Source organism: Sanguibacter sp. A247, from assembly GCF_052324925.1.
GTDB lineage: Bacteria > Actinomycetota > Actinomycetes > Actinomycetales > Cellulomonadaceae > Flavimobilis.
Window position 1 is genome coordinate 1 of sequence record NZ_JBQPRE010000004.1, and the last position, 14,213, is coordinate 14,213.

Consider the following 14,213-nt stretch of genomic DNA (forward strand, 5'->3'; position numbering starts at 1 on the left):
AACCCGGAAGCTAAGCCTCACAGCGCCGATGGTACTGCCCTGGTGACGGGGTGGGAGAGTAGGACGCTGCCGGACATTCATTCGCGAAGGCCCACCCCGTACCGGGGTGGGCCTTCGTCGTACCCGGATGGCTGAGGGGCGCCGCACTCTGGGCACAGGGAGCGGAAGGTCGGCGCTCGACGCGCTAGCTGAGGACCGAGCGGATCTCGCGGGTCTCGAACGAGGCCGTGGTGTGGGTCGTTGAACCGGTCCCTGTGATGGGACGGCACGTGTCCGAGCCCGCGACGCGGAACCGACCCTCCCTACTGGTGGTGAGCGTGATCCGGTATTCGCCGACCCTCGTGTAGACGTGCGTGACAGTGTCGTCGGGGAAGGGGGCGCCCGGCTTGGCGGACGTGAACGGGTCCGTTCCGTCGCCTGGGTTCCACGTGAAGGTGGTGGGGGTGAGTTCGAGCTCGACGTCGGTTTCCAGGACCGTGGTCGTGAGCCTCTCAGGCTCAGCGTCGGTGTAGTAGGTCATGGGGAACTGGACGGGGAACCAGTCGGTGACCGGTGCAATCTGAGCCCGCTTGGCGGGGATCTTCAGGGTCTTGAGCTCGCGGGCGACGGCGTCGGAGAGGTCGTCGGCTTCGGGGTCGGAGGAGGTGAGACAGGGTCCGTTGAGGAGCTGCCAGCCTGACCAGCTGGTGCGGGAGTCTGCCGGACGAGTGCGGTACTTCTGCGGATTGGCGGGGGTTGTGCCCGCTGGGCAGACGAACTGCGCGGGGGCGGCGCACCAGGCGCGCAGATGCGTTTCTGCAATGGGTATTGTGACGATCTGACAATCCTCGATCTGCCACGGGAAGACCGAGGAGACGCGCTCAGGGGGCACTTCGCCCGGCAGAGTTGCAGGGCCCTCCGACTCCGTCCTCAAGGCCCGCACCTTGTCAGAACTGCGAGGGTCGTAGTCGACTGCTGGCGAATCATCGGCGGAGGAGGACGTGGCGGCTCCACCGGTGGCGATGAGGGAGAACGCTGATGCTACAGCGAACGTCATGATCGAACGGGCACTCTTGTGATGATTGGCGCGACGGCGCCGCTGTCGCCGTGACGGGTCGTTGGTGTGCGCGCGAGCGTCCATCAGTCGATCCCAGAGATCTTCAATGCGCCTTCGGTCGAGACCTCGAGCAGTGACTTCGCTCTGAACTCGTTCGTCTCCGTGGTGGTTCCATCCTTCAAGGTGAATTGCGTGGGCTCTTCGTGGAGATCAAACTCCCACACCACCCGCTGGGCCTCAGTGCTCTGGACGAATCGCGCCGTGGTGTAGGTAAAGGAGCCGCCCTTCGCGGGTTTGCCCGACTCCGCCACGATCCCGATATTCGCAACGAGCGCTTCGCATCGCCCACACTCATCGGTGTAGAGGTTCTTGTACGGGCCATCATCGCCCGTCCTGAGCCCATATTCGTATGCCTTGAAGAAGTTCTCGACGGTGACGAAGGTGGCCTCGAGCTCGTCCGCGGGCAGCGGCGCGAGACCGGGATCAGCCGGCGGCGTCGGCGTCGGCGTGGGCGTTGCGGTGACGGCAGGCGTCGTTGCGGTTGCCGGGGGGCTCGCGGAGCGCGCGGTGGCCTGCGTGGTCGCCGGCCCGCCAGGTGTGCACGCGGCGAGCCCGATCGGCAGGGTGCATGCCAACACCGCTCGAAGGGCCATGGTGGAGCGTGCTGATGCCAACGAGCCGGTGGGGCTTGTGTCGAGAGTAGGCATGCTGTTGAAGATAGGGCGCATATGTCGTGGGCGCCCGTGCAGATGTCGAACTGTGGACAACGGGACCGGGTGGAGTGTCGCTCCGCCGCGGACGCAGAGGCTCGTCCCGAGCCGGCGCCCCCGATCGCTCGCTCGTCCTATGAGAAGGGCACTCCTGAGAGGAGCGGCCTGCGACCGTGGGATGTCTGTCGCAGCACCTAGACTGGACCCATGTCCTCCATCTCACGTGACGAGGTGTCGCGCGTTGCCGCCCTGGCGCGCATCGACCTCACTCCCGACCAAGTGGACCGGTTCGCCGCCGACCTCGACGTTATCGTCGACGCGATCGCGCAGGTGAGCGAGGTCGCAACTGCCGACGTCCCCGCGACGAGCCACCCGCTTCCGCTGACCAACGTCATGCGCGCGGACACCCCCGTCGCGCCGCTCACACAGGAGCAGGCGCTCTCGGGCGCCCCGGCCCAAGAGGACGGCCGATTTCTCGTCCCGCAGATCCTCGGGGAGGAGTGACCATGGACCTCACACGACTGAGCGCTGCAGAGCTCTCGACCAAGCTCACGGCCGGGGAGGTGTCCTCCGTCGAGGTCACCCAGGCCCACCTCGACCGTATCGACGCCGTTGACGGTGCCGTGCACGCATTCCTCCACGTCTCGGACGACGCGGCCCTCGCCGTCGCCGCGGACGTCGACGCGCGCCGCGCCTCCGGCCAGACGCTGCACCCCCTCGCGGGCGTGCCGATTGCGATCAAGGACGTCGTCGTCACCGAGGGCCTCCCGACGACGGCCGGCTCGAAGATTCTCGAAGGGTGGGTCCCTCCGTACGACGCGACCCTCATCGAACGCATCAAGGCTGCAGGCCTGCCGATCCTCGGCAAGACCAACATGGACGAGTTTGCGATGGGCTCCTCGACGGAGCACTCCGCGTACGGCAACACCCACAACCCGTGGGACCTCGAGCGCATCCCCGGTGGTTCGGGCGGCGGCTCTGCCGCCGCGGTCGCCGCCTTCGAAGCGCCGCTCGCGATCGGCACCGACACCGGCGGATCGATCCGCCAGCCCGGCGCCGTGACCGGAACGGTCGGCGTCAAGCCGACGTACGGTTCGGTCTCCCGCTATGGCCTCATCGCCATGGCATCCTCGCTCGACCAGGCTGGCCCCGTGACACGCACGGTGCTCGACTCCGCGCTTCTCCACGAACTCATCGGCGGGCACGACGCGCGCGACTCGACGTCGATCGACGAGCCGCTGCCTGCGCTCGTCGACGCCGCCCGCCAGGGCGCGCTGGGCGACCTCACTGGCGTCCGCGTCGGCGTCGTCACCGAGCTCTCGGGCGATGGCTACCAGACCGGCGTCTCAGCACGTTTTGCCGAGTCCCTCGAGCTTCTCGAGAAGGCAGGCGCGACGATCGTCGAGGTCTCATGCCCCAACTTCCGCTACGCACTCGGCGCGTACTACCTCATCATGCCGTCCGAGGCGTCCTCGAACCTCGCCAAGTTCGACGGCATGCGCTTCGGCCTGCGCGTTGAGCCGTCCGAGGGGCCCGTGACCGCAGAGCGTGTCATGGGCGCAACGCGTGGCGCGGGCTTCGGCGACGAGGTCAAGCGACGCATCATCCTCGGGACGTACGCACTGTCTGCCGGCTACTACGACGCCTACTACGGCAGCGCGCAGAAGGTCCGCACGCTCATCCAGCGTGACTTCGACGCCGCCTTCACGAAGGTGGACGTGCTCGTCTCGCCCACCGCGCCGACAACAGCATTCAAGCTCGGCGAGAAGCTCGACGACCCGCTCGCGATGTACCTCAACGACATCGCGACGATCCCGGCCAACCTTGCCGGCGTGCCCGGCATCTCGGTGCCGAACGGACTGTCGGACGACGGCCTTCCCGTGGGCTTCCAGATTCTCGCCCCCGCGAAGGCCGACGACCGCCTCTATCGCGTCGGCGCCGCACTGGAGGCCGCCCTTGAGAACGTGTGGGGAGCGCCCTTGCTCGCGCAGGCCCCGGAACTGGAGATCGCCCGATGAGCGCCACCTTCGTCGACCTCGTCGACTACGACGAAGCAGTTCGCCGCTACGACCCGGTGATCGGCATCGAGGTCCACGTCGAGCTCGGCACCCGCACCAAGATGTTCTGCGCAGCCGAGGTCGAGTTCGGCGGCGAGCCGAACTCGCAGACCACCCCGGTTTCGCTCGGGCTTCCGGGCGCACTGCCCGTCGTCAACGCGACGGCCGTCGAGTACGCGATCCGCATCGGGCTCGCGCTCAACTGCTCGATCGCCGAGTCCTGCCGCTTCGCGCGGAAGAACTACTTCTACCCCGACGTCCCCAAAAACTTCCAGACGTCGCAGTACGACGAGCCGATCGCGTTCGACGGCTACCTCGACATCGAGCTCGAGGACGGCACGGTCTTCCGCGTCGAGATCGAGCGCGCCCATATGGAAGAAGACGCGGGCAAGAACACCCACGTCGGCGGTTCCACCGGCCGCATCCACGGCGCCGACCACTCGCTCGTCGACTACAACCGTGCGGGCATCCCGCTCGTCGAGATCGTCACACGCCCGATCGAGGGTGCAGGCGAACGCGCGCCCGAGATCGCCCGCGCCTACGTCCAGGCACTGCGCGACATCTTCCGTGCGCTCGACGTGTCCGAAGCGCGCATGGAGCGCGGCAACGTCCGCGCCGACGTCAACCTCTCGCTGCGCCCGACACCCGAGAGCCCTCTCGGAACGCGGACCGAGACGAAGAACGTCAACTCGTTCCGGTCGATCGAGCGAGCCGTTCGCTACGAGGTGTCCCGGCAGGCGGCGGTTCTCGACGCGGGCGACATCGTCATTCAGGAGACGCGCCACTGGCACGAGGACACCTCCATCACGACGTCGGGTCGCGTGAAGTCCGACGCCGAGGACTACCGCTACTTCCCCGAGCCGGACCTCGTGCCCGTCGCGCCCTCGCGCGACTGGGTCGAAGAGATCCGGGCCGCCCTCCCCGAGATGCCGACGGCACGCCGTCGTCGGCTCCAGGGGGAGTGGGGCTACGCGGACGCCGAGATGCGCGACGTCGTCAACGCCGGAGCGCTCGACCTCATCGAAGCCACCGTCGCCGCCGGCACGAGCGCAGCCGCCGCCCGCAAGTGGTGGATGGGAGAGCTCGCCCGACGGGCCAAGACCGACGAGATCGAGCTCGAGGCGCTGCCCATCACGCCCGCAGGCATCGTCGGTCTCCAGACGCTCGTCGACTCCGGCCGCATCAACGACAAGATCGCCCGCCAGGTCCTCGACGCGATGCTCGCTGGTGAAGGCACCGCAGAAGAGATCGTCACGGCCAAGGGTCTCGAAGTCGTCTCCGACGACGGCCCGCTCCTTGCCGCGATCGACGAGGTGCTCGCAGCTCAGCCCGACATCGTCGAGAAGATCAAGGGCGGCAACATGGGCCCGATCGGCGCCATCATCGGCGGCGTGATGAAGGCGACGCGCGGACAGGCGGACGCCAGTCGCGTGCGCGAGCTCGTCATGGAGAGGATCGGCTGACATGGTCCGCGGACCAGAGCTCTCAGGCGAGCTCGTCCGTCTGCGTCCCTTCCGGGACGCAGACGCCGAGCGCGCCTGGGAGCTCGTGCAGGACCCTGAAGGGATCCGGCTCACGGGGACCACAGCATCGTTCACGCGCGAGCAGATCGACGCCTGGGTGCACGACGTCCAAGACCGTCCCGGCCGCTACGACTGGGCGATCACGAGCGCCGTGCGTCGCGACGGAGAACTGGTGAGCGACGACATGCTCGGCGAGATCGTCCTCAACGACATCGACGACGACGCTCGCTCGGCAAACCTCCGGCTCAACCTCCTGCCCAACTACCGGGGGCGCGGGTACGGCCGAGAGACGATCGGGCTCGTCCTCGCCCACGCATTCGCGCCCGACGGGCTCGGCCTGCACCGAGTGTCCCTCGACGTGCTCGACTTCAACCCGCGCGCACGCATGCTCTACGAATCGATCGGCTTCACGGTCGAGGGTCGGCTCCGCGAGGTCTACCGCGACGGTGATCGCTGGGCGGACGCGATCATCATGAGCATCCTCGAGCACGAGTGGGACCCCGAACCCGACCGCGTCTGAGTCACCACACGCACAGGACCGCCAGTACAGCGAACGCAACGGCGCCGCACCACCAGGTGCGGCGCCGTCGCGCTGTCCCGAGCGAGGCGCGCCCCGGCCAGCGTGGGCGGACGCGTCGCGGGGAGAACGCGGCGCGCTCCGGACACGCACCCGCGCGCGGCCCCTCGCGGGTGACGGCGCCCTGCGTCGTGGGTGCTCGGGTGGTCGACCAGTGGTGCGCGCTCGTGCACAGTGCTTGGCTGGGAGACATGGAACCCGTCGAAGAAGCACGTGCCGAAGCCGCGGTTGCCGGAACCGGATGGCAGGTCGAGGAGGGCGCCCTCGTGGTGCGCTATGCCACCGGAACCTTTGTCGCGGGCGTCCGCCTCATCGAACGCATCGCAAGCGCGGCCGAGGCCGCCGACCACCACCCCGACGTCACCCTCACCTACCCGTGGGTCGAGCTCACGCTCACGACCCACGACGTCGGCGCGCTCACGAGCGCCGACGTCGACCTCGCCGTCGAGATCGCCGAACTCGCTCGCGACCACGGCATCGACGTCGCAGAGCGGAACTAGCGCCCGGAGCGACCTCCGCGCAGGACCACGCTCCGGACGCGCCCTCCAGCCCTGCTCAGACGCGACGTAGTGTGGTCCGGCGGCGCCCCTCGCCGCACGACTGCGTCGAAGGAGCATGACCGATGAGCCGCCCGCTGCGCTCCCGCACCTCCACCCACGGCCGCAACATGTCCGGGGCCCGCGCCCTGTGGCGTGCGACCGGCATGACGTCGGAGGACTTTGGCAAGCCGATCATTGCGATCGCGAACTCCTACACCCAGTTCGTGCCGGGCCACGTTCACCTCAAGGACATGGGCGACCTCGTCGCCTCAGCGATCCGCGAAGCCGGTGGTGTCTCCAAGGAGTTCAACACGATCGCCGTCGACGACGGCATCGCGATGGGCCACGGCGGCATGCTCTACTCCCTCCCGAGCCGCGACCTCATCGCCGACTCGGTCGAGTACATGGTCAACGCGCACTGTGCCGACGCGATCGTCTGCATCTCGAACTGCGACAAGATCACCCCGGGGATGCTCAACGCGGCCCTGCGGCTCGACATCCCCGTGATCTTCGTGTCGGGCGGCCCCATGGAGGCCGGCAAGGCCGTCATCGCCGACGGCGTCGCGCGCACCCCGCTCAACCTCGTCAACGCGATCAACTACTCCGCCGACGACGCCGTCTCGGACGAAGCGCTCGCCCAGGTCGAGGAGTCGGCCTGCCCGACGTGCGGCTCGTGCTCAGGCATGTTCACCGCGAACTCGATGAACTGCCTCACCGAAGCGCTCGGCCTCTCGCTCCCCGGCAACGGCTCGACGCTCGCGACGCACACCGCGCGCAAGGAACTCTTCCTCGAGGCCGGCCGCACGATCGTCGAGCTCGCACGCCGCTACTACCAGGACGAAGACGACTCGGCCTCCCCGCGCGGCATCGTCACCAAGGCGGCCTTCACGAACGCGATGACGCTCGACGTCGCGATGGGCGGGTCGACCAACACGGTCCTCCACATCCTCGCGGCAGCCCAGGAGGCCGAGGTCGACTTCACGCTCGCCGACATCGAGACCATCTCGCGTCGCGTCCCGTGCCTGTCGAAGGTCGCGCCCAACCACCCCACCTTCCACATGGAAGACGTCCACCGTGCGGGCGGCATCCCCGCCCTCCTCGGCGAGCTCGACCGCGCGGGCCTGCTCGACCACGACGTGACGAGCGTCCATACGCCGACGCTGCGCTCCTGGCTCGACGACTGGGACATCCGCAGCGGCAAGGCGACCGACACGGCCAAGGAGCTCTTCCTCGCGGCGCCCGGCGGCGTCCGCACAACCCAGGCGTTCTCGACGTCCAACGTGTGGGAGTCCCTCGACACGGATGCCGCGAACGGCTGCATCCGCGACCTCGAGCACGCCTACACGGTTGAGGGTGGCCTCGCCGTCCTCCGCGGCAACCTCGCCGAGGACGGCGCTGTCTTCAAGACAGCAGGTGTCGACCCCGACGTCTTCCACTTCGTCGGGACTGCTCTCGTCTGTGAGTCGCAGGAAGAAGCGGTCGAGAAGATCCTCACGAAGCAGGTGCAGCCGGGTCACGTCGTCGTCGTGCGCTACGAGGGCCCCTCCGGGGGCCCCGGCATGCAGGAGATGCTTTACCCGACGTCGTTCATCAAGGGCCGCGGCCTCGGCAAGGTGTGCGCGCTCATCACCGACGGGCGCTTCTCAGGAGGCTCCTCGGGCATCTCGATCGGGCACGTCTCGCCTGAGGCGGCCGCAGGCGGCCTCATCGGTCTCGTCGAGGACGGTGACCGCATCGAGATCGACGTCGACACCCGCACGATCCACCTCGACGTCCCCGACGACGTCCTTGCGGAGCGTCGTGCCGCGATGGAGGCGCGGGAGAAGCCGTGGCAGCCCGTCGACCGTGACCGTTACGTCTCACCCGCGCTGCGCGCGTACGCCGCGATGGCGACGTCCGCCGACCGTGGCGCCGTGCGCGACATCTCGCTCATCACGCGTCGCTGACACCCGGGTCGCCCACCGCGCGACACCCCGACGGGCCCGCTCGTGCCGCGACGGCAGGAGGGGGCCCGTCGTCGTCCCCCGTCCGCTGTGGCCGCGGTCACGTCCCCTGGTGGATACTCGGGGCATGGATGCGCCTGAGATCGACATCAAGCCCCGTTCCCGCACGGTGACCGACGGCCTCGAAGCGACCGCCTCGCGCGGCATGCTCCGCGCAGTCGGCATGGACGACGGCGACTGGAGCAAGCCCCAGATCGGCGTCGCAAGCTCGTGGAACGAGATCACGCCGTGCAACCTCTCGCTCCAGCGGCTCGGCGGCGCCGTGAAGAACGGCGTCCACGCGGCAGGGGGCTACCCGCTCGAGTTCGGCACGATCTCTGTCTCTGACGGCATCTCGATGGGCCACGAGGGCATGCACTACTCGCTCGTCTCGCGCGACGTCATCGCCGACTCCGTCGAGACCGTCATGATGGCCGAGCGGCTCGACGGGTCGGTCCTGCTCGCGGGCTGCGACAAGTCGCTCCCCGGGATGCTCATGGCGGCGGCCCGCCTCGACCTCGCAGCGGTCTTCCTCTACGCGGGCTCGATCATGCCGGGCTGGGTCAAGCTCTCTGACGGAACCGAGAAGGACGTCACGCTCATCGACGCGTTCGAAGCAGTCGGTGCATGCGCCCGCGGGCTCATGAGCACCGAGGACGTCGATCGCATCGAGCGTGCGATCTGCCCGGGCGAGGGCGCGTGCGGCGGGATGTACACCGCCAACACGATGGCCTCGGTCGCCGAGGCGATGGGCATGTCGCTCCCTGGCTCCGCGGCGCCGCCGTCGGTCGACCGGCGACGCGACCAGTTCGCGCACAGGTCGGGGGAGGCCGTCGTCGGGCTCCTGCGCCGCGGTATCACGGCGCGCGACATCATGACGAAGGAGGCGTTCGAGAACGCGATCTCGGTCGTCATGGCCTTTGGGGGTTCGACGAACGCGGTCCTCCACCTGCTCGCCATCGCGTCCGAGGCAGAGGTCGACCTCACGCTCGACGACTTCCGTCGGGTCGCGGCCCGAGTGCCGCACCTCGGGGACCTCAAGCCCTTCGGTCGGTACGTCATGGCCGACGTCGACCGTGTCGGGGGAGTGCCCGTCGTCATGAAGGCGCTACTCGACGCGGGACTGCTCCACGGTGACTGCCTCACAGTGACGGGCCGCACCGTCGCGGAGAACCTCGCCGAGATCGCCCCGCCCGACCCTGACGGCAAGATCCTGCGAGCTCTCGACCAACCGATCCACCGCACGGGCGGCATCACGATCCTTCGCGGATCGCTCGCGCCCGACGGCGCGGTCGTCAAGTCTGCGGGGTTCGACTCCGACGTCTTTGTGGGCACCGCCCGTGTCTTCGAGCGTGAGCGGGCCGCGATGGACGCGCTCGAAGACGGCACGATCGCAGCCGGTGACGTCGTCGTCATCCGCTACGAGGGGCCCAAGGGGGGCCCCGGGATGCGCGAGATGCTCGCGATCACCGGAGCGATCAAGGGTGCGGGCCTCGGCAAGGACGTCCTGCTCCTCACCGACGGACGATTCTCGGGCGGCACGACGGGGCTCTGCGTCGGGCACGTCGCCCCCGAGGCCGTGGATGCGGGACCGATCGCCTTCGTGCGCGACGGTGATCGCATCAGGCTGGATGTCGCTGAGGGGACCCTCGACCTGCTCGTCGATCCCGCCGAGCTCGACCAGCGCCGAGCCGGGTGGGAGCCGCTCCCGCCCCGCTTCACCAAGGGCGTTCTCGGCCGCTACCAGAAGCTCGTCGGCTCCGCGTCGCAGGGCGCGGTCCTCAGTTAAGGGCCACCCGGGCTGGGTGGTCCGCCGTCGCGCACAACGTGACGCGGACCACTCGGTCCCGGTGAGTGAGACCAAGGCTCCCCGTATGTGACACGCGGCGGTCACGGGCGTAGGGTGGCGCTCGTGCAGACGATCCTCGTAGTACTTCCCGGGCGCGCGGCCTGACCGGCCACATCCCGGTCGTTCTCGCGCGCTCTCCCCTCGCATGGCCCCCACCCGGGCTCGAGGGGTTTTTTCTTGCCGCTGAACCCTCAACGGCGCCACAGAGGATCGACTCTCACCACCGTGAGACCGGTCGCCGCAGCCGCATCCGGCAAAGGCGCCGACAGCAGTCCGAGCAGTCCTAGCATCGCAGCCAGGGAGAAGACCATGGCCCAGGGTCACCCCGCAGCCGACCAGGCGCCCACCGCGTCCAGGCCGGCGCCCAACCCCGCCCACGCGGCCGCAGCCGCAGCTGAGCGAGTCCGTACGTCCACGCCGCACCGCGAAGAGATGACGGGTGCGCAGTCGCTCGTCCGCTCGCTCGAGTCCGCAGGCGTCGACACCGTCTTCGGGATCCCGGGAGGAGCGATCCTCCCGGCCTACGACCCCCTCATGGACTCCACGCAGCTCCGGCACATCCTCGTGCGCCACGAGCAGGGCGCGGGTCACGCCGCCCAGGGGTACGCGCAGACGTCGGGCAAGGTCGGGGTCTGCATGGCGACGTCCGGTCCCGGCGCGACGAACCTCGTCACCCCGATCGCCGACGCGAACATGGACTCGATCCCGCTCGTCGCGATCACCGGCCAGGTCGGCGCCTCGTTCATCGGGACTGACGCGTTCCAGGAGGCCGACATCGTCGGCATCACGATGCCGATCTCCAAGCACAACTTCCTCGTGACCGACCCCGCAGACATCCCGCGCGTCGTCGCCGAGGCCTTCCACATCGCCCGGACGGGCCGCCCCGGCCCCGTCCTCGTCGACATCGCCAAGTCCGCGCTGCAGGCGCGGACCGAGTTCGAGTGGCCGAGCGGCCTCAGCCTCCCGGGCTACCACCCCGTGACCAAGCCCCACGCGAAGCAGATCCGTGAGGCGGCCAAGCTGCTCGCGACCGCGCGGCGGCCCGTGCTCTACGTGGGTGGGGGAGCCATCCGCTCGGGGGCCGCGGACGTGCTCCGCAAGCTCGTCGACCTCTCCGGCGCACCCGTCGTCACGACCCTCATGGCACGCGGTGCGGTCCCCGACTCCCACCCGCAGAACCTCGGCATGCCCGGCATGCACGGCACGGTCCCCGCCGTCGCCGCGCTCCAGCGCGCCGACCTCGTCGTCTCGCTCGGGGCGCGGTTCGACGACCGAGTCACGGGCAAGCTCTCCTCCTTCGCCCCGGGCGCCGCGATCATTCACGCCGACATCGACCCGGCTGAGATCGGCAAGAACCGCGCCGTCGACGTGCCGATCGTCGGCGACCTGCGCGAGACGATCTCTGAGCTCGTCCCCGCGCTCGCGGACGAGCACGCGAAGAACGGCCTGCCGGACCTCGCCGGCTGGTGGGCGACGATCGACGACTGGCGCGAGACTTACCCCCTCGGTTACACCGAGACCGGTGATGGCCTTCTCGCCCCGCAGCAGGTGATCCAGACCCTCGGTCAGATGGCCGGCCCCGAGGCCGTGTACGTCGCAGGCGTCGGGCAGCACCAGATGTGGGCGTCACAGTTCATCCGTTACGAGCGCCCGAACGCCTGGCTGAACTCCGGTGGCCTCGGAACGATGGGCTACTCGATCCCCGCGGCCATGGGCGCCAAGGTGGGCGACCCCGACCGCGAGGTCTGGGCGATCGACGGCGACGGCTGCTTCCAGATGACGAACCAAGAGCTCGCGACCTGCACGATCAACGACATCCCGATCAAGGTCGCGCTCATCAACAACTCCTCGCTCGGCATGGTGCGCCAGTGGCAGACGCTCTTCTACGACGAGCGTTACTCCAACACCGACCTCCACACCGGTCACGGCACGCGCCGCGTCCCCGACTTCGTCAAACTCGCCGACGCCTACGGCTGCGTGGGCATCCGCGTCGAGCACGCGAACGAGGTCGAGGCAGCGATCAAGAGGGCTCGCGAGATCAACGACCAACCCGTGGTCATCGACTTCAACGTCTCTCGTGACGCGATGGTCTGGCCCATGGTCACCGCGGGTGTGAGCAACGACGACATCCAGTACGCGCAGGGAATCTCCCCAGCGTGGGACCGCGAGGACTGAGAGGAATCGGCACCATGACACGTCACACCCTCGCCGTGCTGCTCGAGAACAAGCCCGGTGCGCTCACGCGCGTCGCAGCGCTCTTCGCACGCCGCTCGTTCAACATCCACTCCCTCGCGGTCGGACCCACCGAGCACGACGGGATCTCGCGCATGACGATCGTCGTCGACGTCGACGAGCTTCCGCTCGAGCAGGTGACCAAGCAGCTCAACAAGCTCATCAACGTCATCAAGATCGTCGAGCTCGATGGCGACACATCGGTCGAGCGCGAGCTCATGCTCGTCAAGGTGCGCGCCGAAGCCGGAACTCGCTCGGCCGTGCTCGAGGTCGTCGAGCTCTTCCGCGCTCACGTCGTCGACGTGGCCACGGACGCTGTGACGATCGAGGCGACCGGCAACCCGGGCAAGCTGCGGGCACTGCTCGCGGCGCTCGAACCCTACGGCGTCCGAGAGATCGTCAAGTCGGGCGCGATCGGCATCGGTCGGGGCTCCCGCTCGATCACCGACCGCGCGCTCGATCGCGTCTCACGCAGCGCCTGATCCTGCGGCGGACGGTCGTCGTGGGGTTGACTTGCCCCGGACGGTCGGTCGCCGACCCACGCTTCACATCGCACACAGAACGAGGAGAACCACCGTGGCAGAGCTTTTCTACGACGACGACGCCGACCTGTCGATCATCCAGGGCAAGAAGGTGGCGATCGTCGGTTACGGCTCGCAGGGTCACGCCCACGCGCAGAACCTGCGTGACTCGGGCGTCGAGGTCGTCATCGCGCTCAAGGAGGGCTCGAAGTCGATCGCCAAGGCGACCGACGAGGGCTTCGAGGTCAAGACGGTCGCCGAGGCCGCGGCCTGGGCGGACCTCATCATGATCCTCGCGCCGGACCAGCACCAGCGCTCGATCTACGCGGACTCGATCGCGCCGCACCTCACCGAGGGCAAGACCCTCGCGTTCGCGCACGGCTTCAACGTGCGCTTCGGCTACATCGCGGTCCCCGAGGGCGTCGACGTCATCCTCGTCGCCCCCAAGGCGCCGGGCCACACGGTGCGCCGCGAGTTCGTCGCGGGCCGTGGCATCCCGGACATCATCGCGGTCGAGAAGGACGCGACGGGTACGGCGTGGGCCACGGCGCTCTCGTACGCGAAGGCGATCGGCGGCACGCGCGCCGGCGTCATCAAGACGACGTTCACCGAGGAAACCGAGACGGACCTCTTCGGCGAGCAGGCCGTGCTCTGCGGCGGCACGTCGCAGCTCGTCCAGTACGGCTTCGAGGTCCTCACCGAGGCCGGCTACCAGCCGCAGATCGCCTACTTCGAGGTTCTCCACGAGCTCAAGCTCATCGTCGACCTCATGTGGGAGGGCGGCATCGCCAAGCAGCGCTGGTCGGTCTCCGACACGGCCGAGTACGGCGACTACGTCTCGGGCCCGCGCGTCATCACGCCTGAGGTCAAGGAGAACATGAAGGCCGTTCTCGCGGACATCCAGTCGGGTGCCTTCGCGGAGCGCTTCATCGGCGACCAGGACGCGGGCGCACCCGAGTTCCACGCCCTGCGCGAGAAGGGTGCCCAGCACCCCATCGAGACCGTGGGCCGCGAGCTGCGCTCGCTCTTCGCGTGGAAGCAGCAGGACGCTGACTACACGGAGGGCTCGGCCGCGCGCTGACCCTGCACGACGACGAACGGCCTGCCCGCACCAGTTGGTGCGGGCAGGCCGTTCGCGTAGGTGAGACGTCTGGCCACGTGCGGGCGGCATGTGCGGATGTCAGCGG

Annotated in this window: 12 protein-coding genes and 1 rRNA gene; 11 read left to right on the forward strand and 2 right to left on the reverse strand. The window is 68.8% G+C overall.

The window, feature by feature from the left end; all coding sequences use genetic code 11:
- A 5S ribosomal RNA gene (gene rrf, locus ACTVCO_RS10165) occupies positions 1-75 on the forward strand; the annotation flags it as partial.
- A 109-nt stretch (positions 76-184) separates the two neighbouring features.
- On the opposite strand, the gene ACTVCO_RS10170 is transcribed toward rrf, so the two are convergent.
- Positions 185-913: a PKD domain-containing protein gene (locus ACTVCO_RS10170; RefSeq protein ID WP_443728317.1), complete on the reverse strand. Its 729-nt coding sequence runs from the start codon at positions 911-913 to the stop codon at positions 185-187.
- 206 nt (positions 914-1,119) lie between these two features.
- Complete coding sequence (locus tag ACTVCO_RS10175) at positions 1,120-1,743, reverse strand: DUF6318 family protein (protein ID WP_443728318.1); 624 nt, start codon at positions 1,741-1,743, stop codon at positions 1,120-1,122.
- Positions 1,744-1,953: 210 nt separating this feature from the next.
- Between ACTVCO_RS10175 and gatC the strand changes: the two genes are divergently transcribed.
- The 10 genes from gatC (at position 1,954) to ilvC (ending at position 14,107) form a co-directional block, all read left to right on the forward strand.
- A complete protein-coding gene (gene gatC / locus ACTVCO_RS10180) occupies positions 1,954-2,250 on the forward strand; it encodes an Asp-tRNA(Asn)/Glu-tRNA(Gln) amidotransferase subunit GatC (protein WP_443728319.1) in 297 nt (98 codons plus the stop codon).
- A 2-nt stretch (positions 2,251-2,252) separates the two neighbouring features.
- Positions 2,253-3,764 carry an Asp-tRNA(Asn)/Glu-tRNA(Gln) amidotransferase subunit GatA gene (gene gatA / locus ACTVCO_RS10185; protein ID WP_443728320.1) on the forward strand — a complete coding sequence of 504 codons (1,512 nt, stop codon included), beginning with the start codon at positions 2,253-2,255 and terminating at the stop codon, positions 3,762-3,764.
- Positions 3,761-5,266, forward strand: a complete 1,506-nt coding sequence (gene gatB, locus ACTVCO_RS10190) for an Asp-tRNA(Asn)/Glu-tRNA(Gln) amidotransferase subunit GatB (RefSeq protein WP_443728321.1) — start codon at positions 3,761-3,763, stop codon at positions 5,264-5,266. Before gatA ends, gatB begins: the two co-directional genes overlap by 4 nt.
- Position 5,267: 1 nt before the next feature.
- On the forward strand, positions 5,268-5,846 hold the full coding sequence (locus ACTVCO_RS10195) for a GNAT family N-acetyltransferase (RefSeq protein WP_443728322.1): 579 nt from the start codon (positions 5,268-5,270) through the stop codon (positions 5,844-5,846).
- Positions 5,847-6,094: 248 nt separating this feature from the next.
- A complete protein-coding gene (locus ACTVCO_RS10200; RefSeq protein ID WP_443728323.1) occupies positions 6,095-6,403 on the forward strand; it encodes a 4a-hydroxytetrahydrobiopterin dehydratase in 309 nt (102 codons plus the stop codon).
- A gap of 122 nt (positions 6,404-6,525) precedes the next feature.
- Positions 6,526-8,388 carry a dihydroxy-acid dehydratase gene (ilvD, locus tag ACTVCO_RS10205; protein WP_443728324.1) on the forward strand — a complete coding sequence of 621 codons (1,863 nt, stop codon included), beginning with the start codon at positions 6,526-6,528 and terminating at the stop codon, positions 8,386-8,388.
- Positions 8,389-8,512: 124 nt separating this feature from the next.
- Positions 8,513-10,213 carry a dihydroxy-acid dehydratase gene (gene ilvD, locus ACTVCO_RS10210; RefSeq protein WP_443728325.1) on the forward strand — a complete coding sequence of 567 codons (1,701 nt, stop codon included), beginning with the start codon at positions 8,513-8,515 and terminating at the stop codon, positions 10,211-10,213.
- Between the two features lie 369 nt (positions 10,214-10,582).
- Complete coding sequence (locus ACTVCO_RS10215) at positions 10,583-12,448, forward strand: acetolactate synthase large subunit (protein WP_443728326.1); 1,866 nt, start codon at positions 10,583-10,585, stop codon at positions 12,446-12,448.
- A 14-nt stretch (positions 12,449-12,462) separates the two neighbouring features.
- A complete protein-coding gene (ilvN, locus tag ACTVCO_RS10220; protein WP_443728327.1) occupies positions 12,463-12,987 on the forward strand; it encodes an acetolactate synthase small subunit in 525 nt (174 codons plus the stop codon).
- A gap of 94 nt (positions 12,988-13,081) precedes the next feature.
- Positions 13,082-14,107: a ketol-acid reductoisomerase gene (ilvC, locus tag ACTVCO_RS10225; protein WP_102507762.1), complete on the forward strand. Its 1,026-nt coding sequence runs from the start codon at positions 13,082-13,084 to the stop codon at positions 14,105-14,107.
- Positions 14,108-14,213: the final 106 nt, after the last annotated feature.